Annotated in this window: 20 protein-coding genes and 1 pseudogene; 11 read left to right on the top strand and 10 right to left on the bottom strand. The window is 72.6% G+C overall.

Annotated features, from left to right (window positions below; all coding sequences use genetic code 11):
* Positions 1-27: 27 nt before the first annotated feature.
* Positions 28-219: a DUF2795 domain-containing protein gene (locus ACSMXO_RS06105; RefSeq protein WP_318401953.1), complete on the top strand. Its 192-nt coding sequence runs from the start codon at positions 28-30 to the stop codon at positions 217-219.
* A gap of 231 nt (positions 220-450) precedes the next feature.
* Here the strand turns inward: ACSMXO_RS06105 and ACSMXO_RS06100 are convergent, their stop codons facing one another.
* Positions 451-1,107, bottom strand: coding sequence for a response regulator (locus ACSMXO_RS06100; protein ID WP_455416985.1), 657 nt, complete (start codon positions 1,105-1,107; stop codon positions 451-453).
* Positions 1,071-2,999 carry a histidine kinase gene (locus ACSMXO_RS06095; RefSeq protein WP_455416984.1) on the bottom strand — a complete coding sequence of 643 codons (1,929 nt, stop codon included), beginning with the start codon at positions 2,997-2,999 and terminating at the stop codon, positions 1,071-1,073. The genes ACSMXO_RS06100 and ACSMXO_RS06095 overlap by 37 nt, the downstream gene beginning before the upstream one ends.
* 133 nt (positions 3,000-3,132) lie before the next feature.
* Here ACSMXO_RS06095 and ACSMXO_RS06090 point away from each other — a divergent pair, with 133 nt between their 5' ends.
* Positions 3,133-3,921, top strand: coding sequence for an ABC transporter ATP-binding protein (locus tag ACSMXO_RS06090; protein ID WP_455416983.1), 789 nt, complete (start codon positions 3,133-3,135; stop codon positions 3,919-3,921).
* Positions 3,906-5,453: a hypothetical protein gene (locus tag ACSMXO_RS06085; RefSeq protein WP_455416982.1), complete on the top strand. Its 1,548-nt coding sequence runs from the start codon at positions 3,906-3,908 to the stop codon at positions 5,451-5,453. Before ACSMXO_RS06090 ends, ACSMXO_RS06085 begins: the two co-directional genes overlap by 16 nt.
* 67 nt (positions 5,454-5,520) lie before the next feature.
* Here ACSMXO_RS06085 and ACSMXO_RS06080 read toward each other — a convergent pair whose 3' ends face one another.
* The 3 genes from ACSMXO_RS06080 to ACSMXO_RS06070 form a co-directional block, all read right to left on the bottom strand.
* Positions 5,521-6,426 carry a Gfo/Idh/MocA family protein gene (locus ACSMXO_RS06080; protein ID WP_346260142.1) on the bottom strand — a complete coding sequence of 302 codons (906 nt, stop codon included), beginning with the start codon at positions 6,424-6,426 and terminating at the stop codon, positions 5,521-5,523.
* A 74-nt stretch (positions 6,427-6,500) separates the two neighbouring features.
* Positions 6,501-7,226 carry a hypothetical protein gene (locus ACSMXO_RS06075; protein WP_346260143.1) on the bottom strand — a complete coding sequence of 242 codons (726 nt, stop codon included), beginning with the start codon at positions 7,224-7,226 and terminating at the stop codon, positions 6,501-6,503.
* 114 nt (positions 7,227-7,340) lie between these two features.
* Positions 7,341-9,623 carry a HelD family protein gene (locus ACSMXO_RS06070; RefSeq protein WP_455416981.1) on the bottom strand — a complete coding sequence of 761 codons (2,283 nt, stop codon included), beginning with the start codon at positions 9,621-9,623 and terminating at the stop codon, positions 7,341-7,343.
* A gap of 272 nt (positions 9,624-9,895) precedes the next feature.
* Between ACSMXO_RS06070 and ACSMXO_RS06065 the strand changes: the two genes are divergently transcribed.
* Positions 9,896-10,261, top strand: coding sequence for a hypothetical protein (locus ACSMXO_RS06065; RefSeq protein WP_346260145.1), 366 nt, complete (start codon positions 9,896-9,898; stop codon positions 10,259-10,261).
* 4 nt (positions 10,262-10,265) lie between these two features.
* On the top strand, positions 10,266-10,691 hold the full coding sequence (locus ACSMXO_RS06060; protein ID WP_346260176.1) for a hypothetical protein: 426 nt from the start codon (positions 10,266-10,268) through the stop codon (positions 10,689-10,691).
* A gap of 9 nt (positions 10,692-10,700) precedes the next feature.
* Here the strand turns inward: ACSMXO_RS06060 and ACSMXO_RS06055 are convergent, their stop codons facing one another.
* Positions 10,701-12,356: an alpha-amylase family protein gene (locus ACSMXO_RS06055; RefSeq protein ID WP_455416980.1), complete on the bottom strand. Its 1,656-nt coding sequence runs from the start codon at positions 12,354-12,356 to the stop codon at positions 10,701-10,703.
* Between the two features lie 160 nt (positions 12,357-12,516).
* Between ACSMXO_RS06055 and ACSMXO_RS06050 the strand changes: the two genes are divergently transcribed.
* The gene (locus ACSMXO_RS06050; RefSeq protein ID WP_455416979.1) at positions 12,517-13,179 is read left to right on the top strand and encodes a DedA family protein; all 663 of its coding nucleotides are present in this window, start codon (positions 12,517-12,519) and stop codon (positions 13,177-13,179) included.
* A 40-nt stretch (positions 13,180-13,219) separates the two neighbouring features.
* On the opposite strand, the gene ACSMXO_RS06045 is transcribed toward ACSMXO_RS06050, so the two are convergent.
* From ACSMXO_RS06045 to ACSMXO_RS06030, 4 genes and pseudogenes are all read right to left on the bottom strand, one after another.
* The gene (locus tag ACSMXO_RS06045; protein ID WP_455416978.1) at positions 13,220-14,596 is read right to left on the bottom strand and encodes a chitinase; all 1,377 of its coding nucleotides are present in this window, start codon (positions 14,594-14,596) and stop codon (positions 13,220-13,222) included.
* Between the two features lie 212 nt (positions 14,597-14,808).
* Positions 14,809-16,205, bottom strand: a pseudogene (locus ACSMXO_RS06040) (carbohydrate-binding protein).
* A gap of 143 nt (positions 16,206-16,348) precedes the next feature.
* On the bottom strand, positions 16,349-17,092 hold the full coding sequence (locus ACSMXO_RS06035) for a YidC/Oxa1 family membrane protein insertase (protein ID WP_455416977.1): 744 nt from the start codon (positions 17,090-17,092) through the stop codon (positions 16,349-16,351).
* A 220-nt stretch (positions 17,093-17,312) separates the two neighbouring features.
* On the bottom strand, positions 17,313-17,657 hold the full coding sequence (locus ACSMXO_RS06030; RefSeq protein ID WP_346260151.1) for a DUF6412 domain-containing protein: 345 nt from the start codon (positions 17,655-17,657) through the stop codon (positions 17,313-17,315).
* A gap of 290 nt (positions 17,658-17,947) precedes the next feature.
* On the opposite strand from ACSMXO_RS06030, the gene ACSMXO_RS06025 reads away from it, so the two are divergent.
* The 5 genes from ACSMXO_RS06025 to ACSMXO_RS06005 all read left to right on the top strand — a co-directional run bounded on the left by ACSMXO_RS06025 (position 17,948) and on the right by ACSMXO_RS06005 (position 22,669).
* Positions 17,948-19,102: a carboxylate-amine ligase gene (locus ACSMXO_RS06025; RefSeq protein WP_455416976.1), complete on the top strand. Its 1,155-nt coding sequence runs from the start codon at positions 17,948-17,950 to the stop codon at positions 19,100-19,102.
* Positions 19,095-20,465, top strand: coding sequence for an FAD-dependent oxidoreductase (locus ACSMXO_RS06020; protein ID WP_455416975.1), 1,371 nt, complete (start codon positions 19,095-19,097; stop codon positions 20,463-20,465). The genes ACSMXO_RS06025 and ACSMXO_RS06020 overlap by 8 nt, the downstream gene beginning before the upstream one ends.
* Before the next feature lie 241 nt (positions 20,466-20,706).
* Complete coding sequence (locus ACSMXO_RS06015; RefSeq protein WP_346260154.1) at positions 20,707-21,066, top strand: GntR family transcriptional regulator; 360 nt, start codon at positions 20,707-20,709, stop codon at positions 21,064-21,066.
* Positions 21,063-21,980, top strand: a complete 918-nt coding sequence (locus ACSMXO_RS06010) for an ABC transporter ATP-binding protein (protein ID WP_346260155.1) — start codon at positions 21,063-21,065, stop codon at positions 21,978-21,980. The genes ACSMXO_RS06015 and ACSMXO_RS06010 overlap by 4 nt, the downstream gene beginning before the upstream one ends.
* A complete protein-coding gene (locus ACSMXO_RS06005; RefSeq protein ID WP_346260156.1) occupies positions 21,977-22,669 on the top strand; it encodes an ABC transporter permease in 693 nt (230 codons plus the stop codon). Before ACSMXO_RS06010 ends, ACSMXO_RS06005 begins: the two co-directional genes overlap by 4 nt.
* Positions 22,670-22,700 lie beyond the last annotated feature (31 nt).

The raw sequence follows: 22,700 nt of genomic DNA, 5'->3' as shown, positions 1-22,700 counted from the left end.
GGGACTGGACCGGGTAAACGACCAGGTATGCGAGCTAACGCGATCCAGTTGCAGGAGTCGCTCGCCGGACTGGACTACCCGGTGTCAAAGGAGGACCTGGTGCGCTGGGCCCAGGAGACCGGCGTCGACACCCAGACCCTCAAGCTGCTCCAGTCGCTGCCGGTCGAGCAATTCCAGACCCCCGCCGAGATCGGCGACGCGATCATCGAACTCTCCTGACCCGCTGCCGGCGCGCTGCCGTGCGGCGGCACGTACTGGAGCCACGGCGGCGGGGACAGCGGCTACATCGCCGACAACGGCGTCACGGCCGACGGCCGACGCAGTGTGGTGGTCTCGATGTCCAGTGTGCTGGGCCACTCGCGAGCCGACCACCTGCGACAGCAGCGCGCCGCCGACACCCTGGTCGGGAACGCGCTCTGCGGCCGGAGGTAACCGCCGACTGAGCAGACGTCAACTGCCGGCAGCGCCGTTCAGGTACGCCAGAACGGCCAGCACCCGGCGGTTGTCGTCGTCCGACGGAGCCAGGTCGAGCTTGCCGAAGATGCTGGCGGTGTGCTTGCCGACCGCACTCTCACTGAGGAAGAGCCGCTGCCCGATGGCGCTGTTGGACCGCCCCTCGGCCATCAGCTCCAGCACCTCCCGCTCCCGGGGTGTCAGCCGGGCCATCGGCGCGTCCCGGCTGCTCCGGGCGAGCAGCTTGGCGATCACGTCGGGGTCCATCGCCATGCCGCCGCCGGCCACCCGGCGGACCGCGTCGACGAACTGTTCCGCGTTGAAGACCCGGTCCTTGAGCAGGTAACCGACCCCGCCGGTGCCGTCGGCGAGCAGTTCCCGGGCGTAGAGCTGCTCAACGTGCTGGGAGAGCACCAGCACCGGCAGCCCGGGCACCTCCCGGCGGGCCGCCAGCGCCACCTGGAGCCCCTCGTCGGTCTGGGTGGGCGGCAGGCGTACGTCCACCACGGCCACGTCGGGGCGCAGCTCCAGCAGCGCCGCCAGCAGCTCCGGACCGGTCTCCACCGCCGCCACCACGTCGAAGCCGTGCGCGGTCAGCATCCGGGACAGGCCGTCCCTCAGGAGATAGAGGTCCTCGGCGAGGACAACGCGCACGGCACCTCCAGAGTCACCGTCGTCGGGCCGCCCGGCGGACTGCTCAGGTCGACGACGCCGTCGAATGTACCGAGCCGGCGGGCGATGCCGCGCAGTCCACTGCCCCGCGCCTCGTCCGCGCCACCGCGTCCGTCGTCGGCGACCACGATCCGCAGCCGGCCGTCGGCGTACCCGAGTCGGACGGTGATCCGGGCGGCCCGGGCGTGCTTCACCGCGTTGGTGAGCAGCTCGCTCACCGCGAAGTAGGCCGCCGACTCGATCGGCTGCGCCGGCCGGCCGGGCAGCGCGGCGGTGACCTCGGTCCGGACCGGCGTGTCCAGGGCGAGTGCCCGGACGGCGTCGACGAGACCGCGCTCGGCGAGTACCGGCGGATGGATGCCCCGGACCAGGTCGCGCAGTTCGGTGAGTGCCTTGGCCGACGCCTGCCGCGCCTCGGCCAGCAGCGCCCGGGCGGCCTCCGGGTCCTTGTCCAGCAGGTATTCGATGTTGCCGAGGTTGATCCCCATCGCGACCAGCCGGGCCTGGGCGCCGTCGTGCAGGTCGCGTTCGATCCGGCGCAGCTCGGCGGCCTGGCCCTCCGTGGCGTCGGCCCGGGTCTCGGTGAGCCGCTGCACCCGCAGCGCCAGCTTGGCCCGGGTGGTCGGGGCGAGCAGCAGCGCGGTCCACCGGCCGTTGAGCCGGAGCACCGCCGGGGCGGCCAGCAGGCCGAGTGCGGCCAGGGCCAGCCCGACCGGCACCGCCGCCGCGTCGTGTCCGGCGACCGAGGCGTACCAGTCGGTGCCGCCGTCCGCCCGCAGCCCGACCACCATCCACAGCCTCGGCATCGCCAGCCCGAAGATCCCGTAGCCGATCGCGGCGAGCGGGGCGGCCAGGGACAGCCCGCCGACCACCGGGTCGAGCAGCAACCATCCGACGTCCCGCCAGCTCGCCCGGTCCCGGGTGAGCCAGCGCAGCCGCAGGTCGTACGCGGCCCACCGCTCGGTCTGGTAGAGGTGGTTGCCCACCTGGTAGCGGCCGTCCGGCCGGCGGTCCGGCCTGGGCCGGGGCAGGTACGGCGACTCCACCGCCACCCCGCTCCACCGCCCGGCCAGGTGTCGGCGCAGTTCCGGCAGCCACCGGATGTTCTGGATCACCGGTGGCAGCACCACCACGATGCCCAGCCCGTAGGTCAGCAGCAGGGCGACGACACAGAGCGCGGCCAGGGGCAGGGCGAGCAGGCTCAGCCCGAGCAGGGAGAGCAGCCGGAGCAGCAGCAGGAGTTGACGCCCGTACCAGACGCGGAGGCGGCCGGGCTGCCGATCGGTCTGAGCCAGCCACCACCGGGTCCACCGCAGGTGCAGGGTACGCAGCCAGGGCGACACCGCCAGCCCGGCGGCGGCGACGGCGAGTCCGGCCGGTACCGCCCACCAGTGCCGGCCGGCGGCGGTCACCGCGTACCAGCCGCCGGCGCCGACCAGCACGACGGGCAGGCCGCCGAGCAGCAGCCCGACCGCCGGAGTGAGGGTCATCCAGCCGAGGTCGCGGAAGGTGGCCGGATCGCCGAGCAGCCAGTCCAGCAGGCGGAGGAACTTGGGCACCCAGGGCCGCCGGTAGAGCCGGTTGTCGTGCAGGTAGCGGCCGTCCGCCTCCGGCTGCGGCGGCTCCGGCCGGGGCCGGTACGGCGACCCGAGCGGCGTACCGGGGCCGGCGCCGGCGAGCCGCCGCACCATGTCGGTCAGGTGCCGCCCGGCCAGGATCGGCACCGGCACCAGGAAGAGCAGGCCGAGCCCGAAGCCCGGCACGAAGAAGACCAGATGCACCAGCAGCGCCACCGCCCCGGCCAGGCCGAGCCCGGCCAGCGCCGCTGTGTGCAGCAGGGCGAGCCCGGCGGCGCGTACCGCTCTGGTTGTCATGCGGTCAAGTCTGGCCGGTCCCGGCCGGCGGCGGCAGTGCCGGAAGGCGCCGGGCGGGGGTGGGGCTAGCTACACCTCTGCCCGGTACCCGCCCCCATCGTGGTCGACACCGGAAATTCCTAGCGTTATCGGCATGGATATCAACGCCTCCCAGCCGGCGGAGCCCGGGCCGGCCGCGCTGCGGCTCGTCGGGCTGACCAAGCGATTCGGCGACACCGCCGCCGTCGACTCCGTCGAGCTGACCGTCCCGGCCGGTTCGTTCTTCGGTCTGGTCGGCCCGAACGGTGCCGGTAAGACCACCAGCCTCTCCATGGCGGTCGGGCTGCTCCGGCCGGACGCGGGCCGCGCCGAGATCTTCGGCGTGGACGTCTGGCAGGATCCGATCGAGGCCAAGCGCCAGGTCGGGGTACTGCCGGACGGGCTGGCCTTCCCGGAGCGGCTCACCGGCCGGGAACTGCTCGGCTACTTCGGGCGGCTCCGGGGCATGCCGGCCGACCTGCTGGCCGGGCGGATCGACGAGCTGCTCCGGGTACTGGACCTGGAGAGGGCCGACCGGACCCTGGTGCTCGGCTACTCGGCCGGGATGCGCAAGAAGATCGGCCTGGCCACCGCGCTGCTGCACGCGCCCCGGCTGCTCGTGCTGGACGAGCCGTTCGAGGCGGTCGACCCGGTCTCGGCCGCGACCATCCGGGCCATCCTGCGCCGGTTCGTCGCCGGGGGCGGCTCGGTGCTGCTCTCCAGCCACGTGATGACGCTGGTCGAGCAGGTCTGCGACTCGGTCGGGGTGATGGACCGGGGCCGGGTGGTGGCGGCCGGCCCGCTGGCCGAGGTCCGGGGCGGCCGGAGCCTGGAGGAGGCATTCGTCGAGCTGGTCGGCGCACCGGTGCCGAACGGGGAGGAGCTGTCGTGGTTGGCGTCCTGATCGAGCTGCGGCTCACGCTGCTGCTCCGGTCGTTGCGTGGCACCCAGGGCTACAACGTCGGGTTCGGTGCGCTCTGCGGGCTGGCCGGAGCGGTCGGCATGATCTGGCTCGCCGGCCGGGGCACCCCGGCCCGGGCCGGTGACCTGCTCACCCTGACCCTGGCCGGCACGCTGGTCGGCTGGCTGGCCGGGCCGGCCCTGGGCGGCGGCGGTGACCTGGGCATCCGCCGGGAACACCTGACGCTGCTTCCGGTACGCCGCCGCGACCTGCTCCTCGGCCTGTACGGCGCCGCGCTGACCGGGGTCGGCCCGGCGGTCACCCTGGTCTCGGCGACCGCCCTGGTGGCGTACGGCGCCCGGCTCGGCGTCGTACCGGCGCTGGTCGGCGTGCCGGCCGCGATCCTGCTGGTACTCCTGCTGGTGGCGCTCGCCCGACTGGTGGTGGCGACCCTCGGGGCGGTGCTGGGCGGCCGACCGAGTGCCGCATTGAGTGCGCTGCCCTGGGCGGTGATCACCGCCGGGATGGCGCAGTGCTGGGTGGTCTTCGTGGCGCTGGGCGGCAGCGCCCGACCGTTCGCCGACGGGCTGCCGGCCGCGGCCGCCCGGGCGCTGCGGATCGTGCCGTCCGGCTGGCCGGTCGTCGCGGTCTCCTCGGCGCACCGGGGCGACTGGGCGCTGGTCGCCGCCGCCCTCGCCGGGCTGGCCCTGCTGACCGCCCTGGCCCTGCTCGCCTGGGCCTGGCTGCTGGACCGACCGTCCGCCGCACCCGTCTCCCGGGTGGCCCGGCGTACGGCCGCCCGGCCGCCGGCGGGCTCCGCGTTCCGCGCCGTACTCGGCAAGGAGCTGCGTACCTGGTGGCGGGACCTGGTCCGGATCCACTACCTCAGCTTCGCCCTGGTCTACGGGCTGGTCTTCGTGCTGCTGCCGCTGGTGATCCGGATCAGTGACCTGCTGCCGCTGGCCGGCCTGGTGGTAGCGATCATGCTGGTCTCCTGCTCGGCACACCTCTACAGCTCCGACGGGACCGCCCTCTGGATGACCCTGATGGCGCCCGGGGCCGAACGCGCCGACGTACGCGCCCGGCAGGTCGCCTGGCTGCTCGTCGTCGCGCCGCTGGCGGTGGTACTCACCCTCGCCGGCCTGGTCGGCGCCGTGCACTGGTGGACCCTGCCCTGGGTGACCGGGCTGCTGCCGGTGGTGCTCGGCGGCGGCTCCGGGCTGGTCGTGCTGGTCTCGGTACTGGTGCCGATCCGGATGGCGGACCCGCACCGCCGGGGCGGCAATCCGGGTGAGGACGGCGGCCCGGTCGGCGGGCTGGTCTGGCTGATGCTCGGGCTGCTCGCGGTGGTCGCCGGGCCGACCGCCTGGCTGCTCTACCAGGGCACCCGGGCCGGCGACCCGGCGATGCTCTGGTCCGCCACCCCGGTAGGGGTGGCCAGCGGCCTGCTCCTCGCCTGGGTGCTGGGACGGCTCGCCCATCGGCGGCTGGCGGCCCACGGCCCGGAACTGCTGGCCCGGGTCGGCACGGCCTGAGCCGCCGGCCAGGCAGTCCGCCGGGGTCGGGCCGGCACGGGGCGGCCCGACCCCGCGGACGTCGGGGTCAGGACGGCAGGGTGACGGTGCGGCCCTGTTCCCGGGCGGTCTGCGCGGCGGCGAGCACCGCCACCACGTCCCGACCGAACCGCACGTCGCACTGCTGGTCGCGGGTGCCGCTGTCGACCTCGGTGCAGAGCTGCTCGACGGCCAGCCGGAGCGCATCGACCGGCGTGCCGTCGCGCTGCGGGACGACGTCGATGCCGTCCTCGCCGTGGAAAGCGAACTCGAAGGCGGTCGAGGCGGGCGGGGCGTCCAGGGCCAGCGACAGGGTGCTGGTCGCGGTCTCGCCGTGCGCCAGCGTCAGGTGCACGCTGTTCCGGGGTCCGCCCATCGCGGCGACCTGGGTCACCTGGCCCAGCACCGGCAGGATCAGCGAGACCGCGTGCGGGCCGACGTCCCAGAGCGCGCCGTGTTCCCGCCGCCAGGCCGATCCGCCGTACGGGTTGCCGGGCTGGAAGATCGACGCGTAGTGCACGCCCCGGGCGCCGTGCCAGCCGCCGGTGGCCGCCGCGCTGGCCAGGAAGGTGGCGATGGCCGGCTGGAAGCGGTTGGTGAAGAAGACCACCGATGCGATCCCGCTCTGCGCGGCGGCCGACACCACCCGGTCGGCGTCCGGCAGGCTCAGCGCCAGCGGTTTGTCGAGCAGCAGATGCCGGCCGGCGGTAGCGGCCCGCACGGCCAGATCGGCCTGTACGTCCGGCGGCAGCGCCACGGAGACCGCCTGCACGTCCTCGATCAGCGCGTCGGGGTCGGAGTAGGCCGGTACGCCGTACCGGGCGGCCAGCGCCTCGGCCTTGGCCGGGTCCCGGCCCCAGACGCCGGCGAGCCGGGCCCGGGGATGTCCGGCGAGTGCGGCCGCGTGCACCTCCGCCGCCCAATGACCGGTGCCGAACAGTCCAAACGTGAGCACGGGAATCCCCTCTTCGCGCCGCTGTGAGCAGGGAATTCTTCCTAACACACCCGGTCGGGGCCGGCCCGGCCGACCTAACCGGTCCGCCGTCGGCGCCGCCGGGTCCGGCCGCGCCGCTGGGTGAACCGCTGGACCGTGTGGTACGCCTCCCGCACCTCGGCCACCGACCGGTTCGCCTCGGAGAGCAGTTCCCAGGCGACGGCTTCGGCGGCCCGGGCCTCCTGCTCGGCCCGCCGGGCCCGGACGGCGGCCCGGTCGTACGCCCGTCGCGCCTCGGCCAGCCGCATCCGGGCGACGTCCAGCAGCCGCTCCCGCTCCTCCTGTGCCGGGTCCCAGTTCCCGGTACGCCGGAACACCTCGCGCAGTTGCGGCAGCGAGAGATCTCCCCGCCGGTACGCCGCCAGGGCCGCCCGGGACACCGCACGGTCCCGCTCCGGATCGGGCTCGGGGTCGCGGACCGGTGCGCTGTCCGCCGCCTGCCGGCCGGCGACTACCGCCTGCCGGGCCCGGTCGTACTCCCCCTCGGCCGCCTCCTGGTCCGCCCACGCCTCGTCCCGGTGCCGTTCGGCCTCGGCCAGCGCCACCCGGGCCGCGGCGGCGACGGCGGTGGCACGGCCGGCGTCGGTCTGGGTCGCCACCGCGTACGCCTCCAGCTCCTCGACGGCGGCGCGCAGCCGCTCAGGATCGGGTCGCGGGGTCCTCGGCCGGTCCGCCACCACGGCGAGGACGAGGAGGGAGAAGAGCACCACACCACCGGCGATCAGCAGCGCGGAGACCGCGTCGATGCCGGACAGGTCCACGCGGTGGGGCTCCCGGTGAGGGTGGCGGTCGGGGGTGGCCCCAATCATAGAAGGTACTGATATTCCCGCCATGATCGCCCGGTGCCCCGCGAGTACGCGCAGGACAGGCGGACCTCAGTCGCGCAGGGCCTCCGGCAGCGCGTCGCGGTGCAGGACGGCCAGGCCCGCGACGGCCCGGGTCAGCACGACGTAGAGCCGGTTCAGGCCGCGCGGTTCGGCGGCCACGATCTCGGCCGGCTCCACCACGACCACATGGTCGTACTCCAGTCCCTTGCAGAGGCTGGCCGGCACCACGGCGACGTCGGGCACGTCGACGAGTCCGGCCAGTTCGTCGGCCGTGTCGTCGGCGGCGACGACCGCGACGGTCGTGCCGCGCGGCGCCTGCCGGGCCGCCTCCCGAACCGCGGCGTGCAGATCGTCGACCCGCCGCACCGACAGCGTTCCGCCGGGCCGGTACGAACGGGTCGGCGCGATGCCGGGGTCGAGGACCCGGGCCGCGTACTCCGCGATGACCTGCGGTACCCGGTATCCGGTCAGCAGTTCCAGCGTCCGGACCTCGCGCTTGCCGAGCCGGGTCAGCAGGGCGGGCCACGAGTCGGCCGCCAGCGGATGGGTCGCCTGCCCGAGATCGCCCACCACCGTCATCGACGCGTACTCGGCGCGGCGGGCGATCATTCGGCACTCCATCGGCGACAGGTCCTGGGCCTCGTCGAGGATCACGTGCAGGTAGGGCTCGTCGACCGACGGGTCGTCGTCGGGCTCCGTCACCGGCAGCGGCTCGGCGAGCACCGGCACATAGCCCTCCTCCCCGTGCGGGTCGAACCCGTCGGTCCAGCCGACCACCCGGTGCCCTTCGCGGAGGATGACGGCCTCGGCCCAGCGCTGGGCGGCGGCGATCGCGTCGTTGTCGATCCCCGGACCGGCGAGGGCGATCGGGGTCGGATGTCCGGGCGCGTACAGCTCCCAACCCTCGCGCAGCCCGCAGCCGAGGACGAAGGTCTGCACGGCGCGGGTGCCGGTGGTCAGCTCGCGCAGCCGCCACTCGGGCTCCGGCGCCTTCGGCCGGGCGGGCGGCTCGCCGAGCAGTTCGGTCAGCTCGTCGAGGAGCGGCACGTCGTCGACGGACCAGTCGGGCCGGTCCCGGTAGGAAGCGGCGAGCAGGTCGGCGTCCCGGTCGTCCAGGCCGACGACCCGGGCAGGGTCGGCGAGCCAACGGAGTACGGCCGTCGGGGTCAGCACCGGCCACCATGCCCGGAGGAAGCGGTGGAACTCGCCCCGGTCCCCGACCTCCTCGGCGAACAGCTCCCGGTCGAGATGCCGGCCGTCCAGCCTGCTCCAGAGGGCGTCCAGCAGGATCGCGGCGGCGGCCGGACGTGCGGCGTTGGGCATCGTGCCGGCCGCCTCGCACCGGGTGCGTACCCGGCGGCGGGCCGCCGTCAGGTCGTCCCCGTCGAGGGTGAGCACCTGTCCGGCGTAGACGAGTCGGAGCCGCTCCGGCGCCGTCGGCGGCGTCTGCCACATCGCCTCGGTCAACACGTCCCGGATCTGCTCGCCGCCCTTGATCCGGGCAACCGCCGCCCGGTCCCGGCGGGTGGCGGTCACGCCCGGCACCAGTTCGCCGACGGCGCGCAGGTGCACGCTCTCCTCGCCGAGGGAGGGCAGGACCCGGCTGATGTAGTTGGTGAAGACGGTCGAGGGACCGACCACCAGGATCCGGCCGTCGGTGAACCGGCCCCGGTCGGTGTAGAGCAGGTACGCCGCCCGGTGCAGTGCGACCTGGGTCTTGCCGGTTCCCGGCCCGCCGGTGATCAGGGTGACGCCCCGGGCGGGCGCCCGGATGGCCTCGTCCTGTTCCCGCTGGATCGTGGTGACGATGTCGCGCATGTGCGGGCCACGGGAGCGGCGCAGCGCGGCCAGCAGCGCACCCTCGCCGAGTACCCGCAGGTCACCGGCGTCGTCCGGCGACAGTACGTCGTCGTCGAGGTCGACGACCTGCTGACCTCGGCAGATGATGACCCGACGGCGTACCACGCCGAGCGGCGCTCCCGGGGTGGCCCGGTAGAACGGCGCGGCGGCCGGCGCCCGCCAGTCGACCAGGAGCGGTTCCGTACCCTCGCGTACGCCCAGCCGTCCGATGCGGTAGGTCTCGCCGTCGTCGAGGTCGAGCCGGCCGAAGACCAGCCCCTCCGCTTCGGCGTCGAGCGCCCGCAACCGGGTGGCGGCCCGGTGGGCCATCGCGTCACGCTCGACCAGCCCGGTGAGCGGCCCGGCCGCCGCCCTCCGGTTACCCTCGTCGGCGAGGGCGGTCGCCTGCTCCCGCATCACGTCGAGCCGCGCGTAGACCCGGTCGACGACCCGTTGTTCGGCGGCGATCTCCTGAGTTCTGGCGTCGGACACAGTGCTCCCCCGGTGAGTGCAGGCGTGGGCTTCCGGCGAGCATATGTACGGTTCAGGGCTGGGAAATCATCATTCGTGCCGACGCGAAAGGGTCGCCACGCCGATATCATGGAAGTCGTCGGCGGGGAGCGGTGCTCACCGACACGCAGGTCGGACCAGACGCCCCGGCCGACGTCCTACTACGTCGGTTAGTAGACTGCGGCGGTGAGTCGAGACCCGTCCCGCGCCGCCGCGCTGCCATCTCGCACCGGCACCCACCCCCGGGCCGGCCGATGAACGATTTTCTGGTCGCGTCCTCGATCGTGCTGTCGCTGGTACTCGCGGCCTGGAGCCTGGTGACCACCATGCGGAACCGGCCGCCGGACGTCTCCCACCTCGCCGGCCTGGCCGTGCTGGAGTTGGTCCTGCTCGCGCTCGCCGCCGCGGCGGTGGTCGCCTGGGTCGGCGGCGAGCAGCCCGCCGAGGCCGGCACCTTCGCCGGTTACCTGGTCACCCTGGTCTGCCTGCCGCCGTTGGCCGGCGTGCTGGCCCGGATGGAGCCGACCCGCTGGGGTTCGGTGATCGTCACCGTGGTCTGCCTGGTGATCCCGGTGGTCGTGGTACGCCTGCAACAGACCTGGCAGGTTCCGGGTGGCTGAGACGATGAGCACCGGGACGGCAACCCCGGACAGGCCGCCCCGGCGGGTGAACAGCGGCCCGGGCCGGGCGCTGGTCGCGGTCTACATCCTGTTCGCCATCGCCGCGAGCTGCCGGGCCGGGGTGCAGATCATCACCAAGTTCGACGAGGCGCCGGTCGCCTACCTGCTCTCCGCGCTCGCCGCCGTGATCTACATCGTGGCGACCGTCGGGCTGGCCCGAGGCGACCGGGCCGGCCGCCGCACCGCGCTGGTCTGCTGCACCGTGGAACTCGTCGGTGTGCTCAGCGTCGGGGCGTTGAGCCTGCTCGACCCGGCGCTCTTCCCGGACGACACCGTCTGGTCGGACTTCGGCGGCGGCTACGGCTACATCCCGCTGGTGCTGCCGGTACTCGGCCTGCTCTGGCTGCGGCGCACCCGCGCCACCACCTGACGGGACAGCTCACTCGACCGACTCCGAGCGGTGCAGCCGGATCCAGCGGTAGCCGTAGCCGGCCAGGTCCAGCGCGTCGAGCTTGCCGACCGGCGGGTACTCGCGGTCGGCGAGCACGTCGTTCGGCATGTCCGCCTCCGGATACAGCGCGCCCAGGTTGACGACGGCCGGCCGGGTGCCGAGGTTGTGCAGGAAGAGCATGCAGCCGGTCGGGCCGTCGGCGCGGTGCGCGAGCACCCCGGGCGGCATCTCCTGGTCGACGTGGGTGCACGAGCCGGAGCCGATTTCGGGGGCCTCCCGGAGGGTACGGGTCATCCGCTCGAACCAGGCGAGCAGCGACGTCGGGTCGTGCCGCTGCGCGGTGACGTTGATCTGCTCGTAGCCGTACTCGCCGCTGTCGATCACCGGCCGGACCAGCTTGTCGGCGGGCGCGCTGGAGAAGCCGGCGTTCGGCTTGACCGACCACTGCATCGGGGTACGGATCGACTCCCGGCCCGGCAGCGACAGGTCCTCGCCCATCCCGATCTCCTCGCCGTACCGGAGCACGGGGGTGCCGCGCAGCGAGAACTGGAGCGAGTACGCCAGCTCGATCCGGCGCCGGTCGTTGCCGAGCATCGGGGCGAGCCGGCGCCGGATGCCCCGGTCGTAGATCCGCATGTTCTCGTCCGGGCCGAACTGCGCGTACACCTGGGCCCGCTGCTCGGCGGTGAGCCGGGAGAGGTCGATCTCGTCGTGGTTGCGCAGGAAGGTGGCCCACTGGGCACCGGCCGGCAGCGCCGGGGTGTCCCGCAGCGCATCGATGATCGGCTCCGGATCCTGCCGGGCCAGCGCGAGCATCAGCCGGCCGTTCAGCATGAAGTCGAAGAGCATGTGCAGCCGGTTGGCGGACCCGCCGCTGTCGCCGAAGTAGTCGACGAGCTGCGCCGGCTGCACGTTCGCCTCGGCCAGCAGCAGCGCGTCGGCCCGGCGCCACTGGACGTGCTGGCGCAGCTCGGTCAGGAACTCGAAGTCCTTGGGCGAGTCCGGGTTGCCGGGCTCGGTCAGCTCGATGATGAACGGCGCCGCGTCGATCCGGAACCCGGCGACGCCGAGCTGGAGCCAGAACGACATGATCTTCTTGATCTCGGCCCGTACCGCCGGGTTGCCGAAGTTGAGATCCGGCTGGAAGCGGTAGAAGCGGTGGTAGAACCAGGCCTTCGCGGTCCGGTCGTAGCTCCAGGTCTCGTCCTGCTCGCCCGGGAAGACCATGCCCTGGCGCCGGTCCGGCGGTTCCTCCTCCGACCAGACGTACCAGTCCCGGTACGGCGAATCCGGCGAGGACCGGGCGGAGGAGAACCACGGGTGCTGGTCCGAGGTGTGGTTGACCACCAGGTCGATGATGATCCGGATGCCCCGGTTTGCGGCCTGGTGCAGCAGTTCCGCGAAGTCGCCGAGGGTGCCGAGCCGGGGGTCGACGCCGTAGAAGTCGGTGGCGTCGTAGCCGTCGTCGCGCTGCGTCGAGGGATGGATCGGGTGCAGCCAGAGGCAGGTCACCCCGAGCCGGGCCAGATAGTCGAGGCGGCCGATCAGGCCCAGGATGTCGCCGATCCCGTCACCGTCCGAGTCGGCGTACGTGTCGATGTCGAGGCAGTAGACGACCGCCTCGGCGTACCACCGGTCCGTCATAGCCGAAGCTCTTTTCCGGTCGGCCGGGCCGGCAAACCGGATCGGAGCATCGGCTCCCGGCCCGGCGGGTGTGGCTGCGGCGATCACGGGGTATGGAGACCTCTTCCCCCCGGGGCTTTCCCTGAGCCGACCTACGAGCCGACGAAGGAGTGGGTGCGCGGTGGCCCTCGCCCAGGACGTGGACCCGACGCAACTCGGTGGGCTGACCGGCTGGATAGCCGGGGTGATTGACGCGATGGGCGTACCCGGGGTGGGCTTGCTGGTCGCGCTGGAGAACATCATCCCGCCGGTGCCGAGCGAGCTGGTGCTGGCGATGGCCGGCTACCTGGCCGGCGAGGGACGGATGAACGTGGTCCTGGTGGCGCTGGCCGCCACCACCGGCTCGGTGCTCGGCGCGGTACTGCTCTACTGGCTCGGCGCGGCGCTGGGCGAGGACCGGCTCAAGCGCTGGCTGGACCGGGTCCCGCTGGTCGACACCGACGACCTGGACCGGGCCGACCGCTGGTTCGAGCGGTACGGCTCCTGGGCGGTCTTCTTCGGGCGGATGATCCCGGTGGTCCGGAGCCTGGTCTCGATCCCGGCCGGTGCCGACCGGATGCCGGTGGGCCGGTTCCTGGCGCTGACCGCGCTGGGCAGCGGCATCTGGAACGTGATCTTCGTCGGCCTCGGCTACGGGCTCGGGTCCCGGTGGCAGCAGATCGACAGGTACGCCAGCTACCTCGACTACGGGCTGCTGGCCGTGTTCGTGGTGATGATCGGGTTCTGGGTGCTGAAGAAGCTGCGCCGACGCTCGCACCGGCGCCAGGCCGCCAGCACCCGCTGACGGCGGCCCGGCACCGGTGCGTCGCCGGTGTGCCACCCGGTCAGGGCAGCGTGTTCAGGTGCGGCCGGACGGTCCGGGCAAAGGTGTTGCCGTTGCTGACGTCCCAGTTGATCGACCAGGTCATCGCGCCCCGGATGCCCGGGTAGGTGCGCGGCGGGCGGAAGCTGCCGCAGCTCGTCCCCCTGGCCAGGCAGTCCAGCGCCTGGTTGACCAGGCTCGGCGCGACGATGCCGCCGCCGGCCGCACCGGGACCGGCGGGCAGTCCGAGCGCCACCTGGTCGGGCCGGAGCCCGGCTTCGAGTTGCAGGCAGGCCAGCGCGGTCATGAAGTTGACCGTGCCCTGGGAGTACGCGAAGGACTGGTCGCAGCCGAGCATCGAGCCGGAGTTGTAGAACTGGGTGTGCACGACGGTGAGGATGTCCCGGATGTCCAGCGCCAGCTTGAAGTACGACACCGCCGGCGACTGCATGTCGATGGTCTGCGGCGCCATCGTGATGATCAGACCCGACCCGACCCGGCTGCGCAGTGACCGCAGCGCCTGCGCCATGTACGTCGGGTTGAGCCCGTTCTCCAGGTCGATGTCGACACCGTCGAAGCCGTACTGCTGGATCAGGCTGTAGACGCTGTCGCTGAAGTTGGTCGCCGAGGCCGCGTCGTTGACCGCGACCCGGCCGGTCTCGCCGCCGACCGAGAGGATGACCTTCTTGCCCCGCGCCTTGACGGTCCGCACGTCAGCGGTGAAGTCCGCGTTGGTGTAGCCGCCGACCGAGGCCGACAGTCCCGGGTCGATCCCGAAGGTGACCGCGCCGGGGGTACCGGTCGCCTCGGCGAAGGCGACGGCGATCACGTCGTACTCGGCGGGCACGTCCCGCAGCCGCAGCTCGACGGCCGGGTTGTCGAAGTTGTGCCAGTACCCGGTGAGGAAGTGCTTGGGCAGCCCGGAGGTGGGCGGATTCGTCGGCGGCGGATCGGTGGGCGGCGTGGTCGGCGGGCGGGTGGTCGGCGGGGTGGTCGGGTTGCTGCCGCCGCAGGCCGCGCCGTTCAGCGTGCAGTTGGCCGGGCTGCCGGAGCCGGTGGCGAGGAAGCCGAACGACACCGAGCCGCCGGGCGCGATGCTGCCGTTCCAGGACCGGTTGGTAAAGGTGTGCCGCTGCCCCGAGGAGGTCAGCAGCGCGTCCCAGTAGCTGCCCATCGTGGTGCCGGCGGGTAGGTCGAAGGCGACCGACCAGCCGTTGATGGTGCTGGTCCCGCCGTTGGTGATGGTGTATTTCCCCTCCCAGCCGGAGCCCCAGTCGGAGGTCTTCACGAAGGTCGCGGTCGGCCCGGCGGCGTACGCGGGCAGCGCTGACCAGGTGACGCCGACCGCCGCCACGAGGCCGGCGACTACGGACAGGACAAGGCTTCTGCGGCGTCTCATGCGGTCCTCCACCGGGCGGTCGGGCGTCCACAGCCATCGACTGTCCGCTAATTATTAGGAATGTTAACTGTTTTATGCAAGAGGGTGCACGGTTCCTCTCCACATCCGGAGGGGACACCGTGCACCCGCGGTTCGGCGTCTCCGGTGGGCCGAGGAGCCGGAGACGCCGGACCAGTCCTTGATCACCCGCAGACTCGGCTGCGGGCCCGGGCTCAGCGCCGGAAGGTGAACCAGTTGAGGTTGGCGAAGTCCGCCGGTTGCCCGCTGCTGAAGGTCAGATAGACCGTGCGGACCCCGGTCACCGCCGAGACGTTGCCGGGAATCGACTGCCAGCTCTGCCAGCCGCCGGTGTTGCCCATGGCGAAACTGCCCAGCACCGGACCGGTCGGACTGTCCACCCGGACCTGCACCAGACCGCTCACCCCGCCGCCCGCACCCGAGGCGACCCGGGCCACGAAATCCCGGGGCGGCGTCGAGCCGAAGTCGACCCGGTCGTACCGGACCCAGTCACCGTTGGCCAGCCAGCCGATGTTCTGGCCGCCCTCGCTGCACGCCTCGACCGCGACACCCTGCTGCCCGTTGTACGCCTCGGCCTGGATCGTCGAGTACGCGCTCACCGTGCCGCCGGGCGGCGGAGTGGTCGTCGGCGGGTTGGTCGGGTTGCTGCCACCGCCCCGGCTGTAGACCGCGACGTAGTCGACCAGCATCGGCCGGCCGGAGACGGTCGCGGAGGTCGGGGTGGTGCCGCCGGCCACGCCGTTCGGGAACGAGCCGCCCATCGCGACGTTGAGCAGCAGGAAGTAGCCGGCATGGTCGGTCATCTGCGACCAGTACGAGCCGACCTGGGTCTGGGTGACGGTGTGGTAGTGCTGGCCGTCGACGTACCAGCGCAGTTGCTGCGGGCTGACCGAGGCGTCCCACTCGAACCGGTAGGTGTGGAACGCCGACTGGCAGGTCGAGCCGGGGCAGGCCCGTTGGGCGCCGATGCCGTTGAACTCGTTGCACGGCCCGCCGGGCGCGACGCCGCAGTGCAGTACGCCCCAGACCGAGTTGATCCCGTTGACGTTCTCCATCACGTCGAACTCGCCGATCCCCGGCCAGTTCTGGTAGTTCCCCCGGTACGGCGCGCCGAGCGCCCAGAACGCCGGCCAGTAGCCGGCCGCCTCCGCGCCGGTCACGTTCGGCATCTGGATCCGGCCCTCGATCGCCAGCACCCCGCCGGCCGGCGCCTTGAAGTTGCTGCGGACGGTCTCGATCCGGGACGAGGTCCACTGGCCGGAGGCGTTGCGGATCGGGGTGATCCGCAGGTTGCCGCCGCCGTCGTGGCTGACGTTGGCGGTGCTGTTGGTGTACGTCTGGATCTCGCCGGTGCCCCAGTTCGGCGGGCCACCGGGATAGCTGGTGCCGGTGTCGATGATCCAGTTCGCCGACGAGGGCAGCGTGTTGGCCGCGCCGGTGAAGTCGTCGCCCCAGACCAGGCTCCAGCCGGAGGCCGGAGGTGGAATGGCGGCGCGGGCGGTCACGGTCACCGTGCCGAGGACCGTGGCGAGCAGGGTGGAGGCGGCCACCAGCAGCGCGAGGCGCCGTCTGGTGGTCCGGCCGGCGGCATCCGGCCGGTCGATCCCGGTGGTGTTCATGTATGCGGGCCTCTCTACGAGGGACGGGGAGCCCTACGGGGGACGGGGAGGCGAGAGAGCGCTCTCTCAGGAGTTGTACGTCCCGGATCCCCGCATGTCAACACTTGTCGATGCGCTACCCCCGCCGCAGTACCACCTGTTCCAATCCGGTCCACGCGGTGGTGGTGACCAGATACAGCACCGCCGCCAGCGGCAGCACCAGGGCGACCAGCACGGTCCCGTACGGCAGCAGCGGCAGCAGCCTGGTCAGTACCGCCGCGCCGGGCACCTCCGCACCGCCCGCCGAGGTGTCGGCCGGCCCCGCCAGGCCCGCCGCCCGGCACATCCGCCGGGAGGACCACCAGGCCAGCAACACCAGCAGTCCGAGGAGTACGCCGAAGACCGGCCCGGCCGCCCCGGCCAGCCCGTCGCCGAGGTGCTGCCCGAGCGGCACCCCGAAGAGCCGCTCGGCGAGCAGTGCGCCGGCACCGGCGGCCGGGCCGGCGTCGCCCGGCACGGCGAACAGCCGGTACATCAGGAAGAGGAACGGCGCCTGGGCCAGCATCGGCAGGAAGCTGCCGAACGGCGAGACGCCGGCCTCCCGGTGCAGCGCGACCAGTTCGGCCTGGAGCCGGGCCGGTTGGTCACGATGTCGCCGCCGGAGTTCGAGGATCCTGGGCGCCAGGGCGGCACGGCGCCGCTCGCCCCGGATCTGCGCCCAGCTCAGCGGCGAGATCAACAGCCGGATCCCGATGGTGAACAGCACGATGGCGGCGGCGGTGGCGCCGGTCCCGGCCAGCGGTTCCACCGTGGCGGCGAGCAGTGTGACGACGTGCGCGGCGGCGTCGACAGCGCCGTCGAGTGGTGCGAAGGCAAGCATGGAGAACCCCTCGGCTCGATTCCGGAACGCCGGACGGGGCTCACCCCCGGCCGGGCGGGACGGCCCGACGTCGGAACCGCCACCGAGGAGCCGGGGGCGGGACCGTCCCGCTCGCAAGAACGTCCGGAACGGAGCCGTCCGGGCGCCTGGCGTGGAAGCGGGCGTGCGGGCGGGTTACACGGAACGGAATCGACCGGCGTGGCGGCGGACGGTGCTGCCGCTAACCGGCCGAGGGGTGCACCGAGGGCGCGCGGGGCCGGGGGCGGCCGGCGGCGTCCGGATCGAGCTGGCGGGGCGTCCGGAACCGACGGGACCGCTGCCGGATCGTGGCGGTCTGGCGTACCCGGTCGATGTCGGCGTCCCGAGCGGCCGGCAGGCGGCCGGCCAGGGCGACCGCGAGCAGGGACGCCGCGGCCAGCACCGCGGCACCGGCCAGCGCCTCGACCGCCGGGCCGGTGGGCGCGCCGACCTGGACCAGCGCGTACGCCAGCCAGCCCAGCAGCACCGCCACCCGGCCGAGCGGACCCGCCCGGCCGGGGGTGGAGTTCAAGGGTGTCGCCGGCACGGTGCCCAGGCTAACCAGCGCGGGCAACCATTCGCCTTCCCCGCCCCCGGCAGTCCGACCGGATGCTCAGCCGCCGATCGGCCCTTCGGCATGATGCGGGCGACCAGCGCGTCACCGCACGGCCGGAGCCGGCCCGGCACGGCGTCACCGCCGGCCGGACGCCCCTACCGGGGCTGATGCCGCGAATGGCGTCCCGGGGAGTTTTCCGGCATCGACACTGAGGGTAATGAGCTACCTGTCGCGCCAGCGACACTGTTCCAATCGAATAATGGGCGGTGATGGTGATGGTGATGGTCGATGGAATGGCCGCACCGGTGAGACCTGCGCCGAACGCCGGACCAGACCCGCTGACGGTCGGGGTCGAGGAGGAGTTCCTGCTCGTCGACCCGGTGACCGGCGCGGCGGCACCCGCGGTGGAGGCGGTGCTGGCCGAGGTGCCCGACGAGCTGCGCGGGCAGGTGCAGCACGAATTCCAGACCAGCCAGATCGAGATCGGCACCCCGCCCGGCCTGGAACTGAGCGCACTGCGGCACTCGCTCGGGCTGCTGCGTACCGGACTGGCCGACGCGGCCGAGGCGGCCGGCGTACGCCTGGTCGCGGTCGGCACCGGCCCGGTCGACGGTCCGGTGCCGCCGCTGGTGGACAACCCCCGGTTCCACCAGATGGTCGAGCGGTTCGGGCTGCTGGTCCCGTCGCCCGGGGTGAACGGCATGCACGTGCACGTCGGGGTACCCGAGCCGGAGATCGCGGTACAGGTGCTCAACCACCTCCGCCCGGCGCTGCCGATCCTGCACGCCGCCACCGCCAACTCGCCGTTCTACGAAGGCCGGGACACCGGGTACGCGAGCTGGCGGTCGGTGCTCTGGGAGCGCTGGCCGTCGGTGGCGCCGACGCCCTGGCTGGAGTCGCACGCGCACTACGCGAGCCTTGTCGACGACCTGACCGGCACCGGGATGATGCTCGACGAGGGCATGCTCTACTGGTACGCCCGGCTGTCGTCGAAGTATCCGACGGTGGAGATCCGGATCGGCGACGTCTGCCCGGGCCTGGACGACACGATCCTGATCGCGGCCCTGGTCCGGGCTCTGGTCGACACCGCGCTGGCCGACATCGCGGCCGGGCTGCCGGCGCCCCGGGTGCCGCACCACATGTTGGTGGCGGCGCACTGGCGGGCGGCACACGACGGGCTCGAAGGGCTGGCCGTCGACCCGGTCGACGGCGGCCTGCGGCCCGCCTGGCACCTGATGCGCCGGCTCTTCAACCGGCTTCGCCCGGCCCTCGAACGGCACGGCGACCTGCCCCTGGTCACTGCGCTGCTGAGCCGGTTGCAGGCGCACGGCACCGGCGCCGCCCGGCAGCGGGCGGCGTACGCGAGGCGCCGCGAGATCTCCGACGTGCTGGACGACCTGGTCCGGCGTACCCGGGGCAGTGCCGGCCATGGCTGAGAAGCTGGTGGTGGTCGGCGGCGACGCGGCGGGGATGTCCGCCGCGTCGCAGGCGAGGCGTCGCCGGGACGCCTCCGACCTGGAGATCGTGGCGTTCGAGCGCGGCCACTTCACGTCGTACTCGGCCTGCGGCATCCCGTACTGGGTGGGCGGGCTGGTCGACGACGCGGACCAGTTGGTCAGCCGGGATCCGGCCACGTTCCGGACGGACTTCCAGGTCGACGTACGGCTCCGGCACGAGGTGGTCGGCATCGACCTGGACCGGCGCGAGGTGGTGGCCCGGGACCTGGAGAACGGCGGGCGCGAGGTCCGGGAGGGCTTCGACCAGCTCATGTACGCCGCCGGCGCGGTACCCGTGACTCCGGACTGGGCCCGCACCGACGCGGCCGGGGTGTTCGGGGTGCAGACCCTGGACGACGGCGCGGCGCTGATCGACTGGCTGGACGGCGACCCGGCGCCGCGCCGGGCGGTGGTGGTCGGCGGCGGCTACATCGGCGTCGAGATGGCCGAGGCGATGATCCAGCGCGGCCTGTCGGTCAGCCTGGTCGAGCGGAGCCCCGAGCCGATGTCGACCGTCGACCCGGACATGGGCGCCCTGGTCCGCAAGGCGCTCTGCGGGCTGGGCCTGGAGGTACGCAGCGGGATCGGCGTGACCGGGCTGGAGACCCGGGACGGCCGGGTCACCGCCGTGGTCACCGAGGACGGCCCGCTGCCGGCCGACCTCGTGGTGCTGGGTCTCGGGGTACGCCCGAACACCGCCCTCGCGGCCGAGGCCGGGTTGCCGATCGGCCCGACCGGCGGGATCCGGGTCGACCTGCGGATGCGGGTGGTGGACACCCCCGGCGTGTGGGCGGCGGGCGACTGCGTCGAGTCGGTGCACCGGGTCTCCGGCCAGCCCGTCTTCGTGCCGCTCGGCACCCACGCGAACAAGCAGGGCCGGGTCGCCGGGATCAACATCGGCGGCGGGTACGCCACCTTCGCCGGGATAGTCGGTACCGCCGTGACCCGGGTCTGCGACCTGGAGGTGGGGCGTACCGGACTGCGCGAGGACGAGGCGGCGGCGGCCGGCTTCGAGTTCGTCGCCGTACGGGTGGAGTCGACGAACCGGGCCGGCTACTACCCCGGGGCGAAGCCGATGACGGTGAAGCTGATCGTCGAGCGGCGCAGCGGGCGGCTGCTCGGCGCCCAGATCGTCGGCCGTTCCGAGGCGGCGAAGCGGATCGACGTGCTGGCGGTGGCGCTGTGGAACCGGATGACCGTGGACGAGATGGCCGGCCTCGACCTCGGCTACGCGCCGCCGTACGCCCCGGTCTGGGATCCGGTGCTGGTCGCCGCCCGCAAGGCGATCGAGGCGATCCGCTGAGCCGGCGGCAGCGGGGCCCCCACGTTCTCGATCTTCAGTAGCCGGTCGAGCAACCGGACGCGGACACCGATAGCAAGCTGTCGCTGTCGCCTGTGGCCGGGACAACCCGGGGTGTCGACTCTCCGACCTTGACAGGGAGGAGAGTTGGTTAGATGGTTAGCTACATGAGTAATGAACCCACGAAGCTGAACCCGGCCGTACCGCCGCCCGGGCTTCGGCGCGCAGCGGGCGGGTCCGGCTGATGGAAGACGGGCGACCGATCTTTCTCCAGATCGCCGAGCTGATCGAGAACTCGATCATCGACGGCACGCTCGCCGAGGAGGGCCAGGTGCCCTCCACGAACGAACTGGCGGCCTTCCACCGGATCAACCCGGCGACCGCGGGCAAGGGCGTCAACCAGTTGGTGGACGACGGAATTCTCTACAAGAAGCGAGGTATCGGCATGTTCGTCGCCACCGGCGCCCGCGCGAGACTGCGGGACCGTCGCCGCGAGGAGTTCGCCCAGCAGTTCCTGCACCCGCTACTCACCGAGGCGAGCAAGCTCGGCATCGATGCCAACGAACTGAAGCGCATGATCGACCGATGGGAGCAGGGGCGATGAGTACGGTGGTGCGCGCCGAGCACGTCACCAAGCGGTTTCGGGACGTCACCGCCCTGGACGACGTCAACTTCACCCTGGAGGAGAACCGGATCCACGGCCTGCTCGGCCGCAACGGAGCCGGCAAGACCACCCTGATGCAGATCATGACCGGGCAGTTGCTGGCCAGCTCGGGTGAGCTGACCATCGACGGAAAGCCGCCGTACGAGAACGAGGCGGTGATGTCCCGGGTCTGCTTCATCAAGGAGAGCCAGACCTATCCGCAGTACTTCAAGGTGCGGCACGCCCTGGAGTCGGCCCGGCTGCTCTTCCCCGGCTGGGACGAGGACTTCGCACAGGCGCTGCTGGCGGACTTCCGGCTGCCGCTGGGCCGGCAGGTCCGGAAGCTGTCCCGGGGCATGCACTCGATGCTCGGCATCATCATCGGGCTCGCCTCCCGGGCCCCGCTGACCCTCTTCGACGAGCCGTACCTCGGACTCGACGCCGTCGCCCGGCACCTCTTCTACGACCACCTGCTCACCGACTACGCCGAGCACCCCCGGACCGTGGTGCTCTCCACCCACCTCATCGACGAGGTCGGCGAACTGCTCGAACACGTGCTGCTGCTGGACCAGGGCCGGATGCTGCTGGACACCACCGCCGAGGACCTGCGTGGCCAGGTGGTCACCGTCGCCGGACCGGCCGACGCCGTCGACGAGCTGGCCGCGCGCAACGAGGAACTGCACCGGGAGGCCCTCGGCCGGTACGCCCGGGCGACCCTGCGCGGCAGCTTCGGCACCGCCGAACGCGCCCAGGCGAAGGCGCTCGGGCTGGACCTGGAAGCGGTCTCGCTCCAGGACATCGTCATCCGGCTCACCACCGCACAGGCCCGGTCCGGCGGCGCCGCCACCGCTACCCGGAAGGAGACCGCCCGATGAACCGCGTGCTGACCATGACCCGGGTCCAACTGGTCGGCTGGCAGAACACCATCGGCTGGCCCTGGCTGCTGCTGATGATGATCTTCGCCATCAACTTTGCCCTCTTCCTGCTGATCGGGGACCGGGACGAGAGCCCGACGACCGGTGCGGTGATCTCGATCTACTTCGTCGTCTTCGTCACCAGCATCACCTGGATCACCCAACTGCTGCCGTTCAGCATGGCGCTGAGCGTGATCCGGCGGACCTTCTACCTGGCCTCCGCACTCTTCCTGGTGCTCCAGTCCGTCGTCTTCGGCCTGCTGCTCTTCTGCTGCCAACTGATGGAGGAGGCCACCGACGGCTGGGGAATCCGGCTACGGTTCTTCGGGCTGAACTTCATCGACGACCTTAACCCGCTGCTCCAGATCGCGACCTACACGATGCCGTTCGTCCTGCTCGGCTTCCTCGGCATCTTCGTCGCGGTCTTCTACAAGCGGTTCGGGCTGACCGGGATGTGGCTGCTGAGCACCGCCACCCTGCTCGTGCTCGCCAGTCTCGCCGTGCTGCTCACCTGGCTCGATCTCTGGTCCGGCATCGGAGGCTGGCTGACCGACCAGCCGATGGCGGCCTGGTTCGTCGGCTGGCCGGCGCTGCTGGCCGCCCTGTTCGCCGCAGCCGGCTACCTGACCATCCGCCGGGTCACACCCTGACCGGATCGCCGGAAACCGGGCCCCTGCCAGG

It is taken from the genome of Plantactinospora sp. DSM 117369 (genome assembly GCF_053764795.1).
This window is presented reverse-complemented; position numbering and strand designations above follow the sequence as displayed.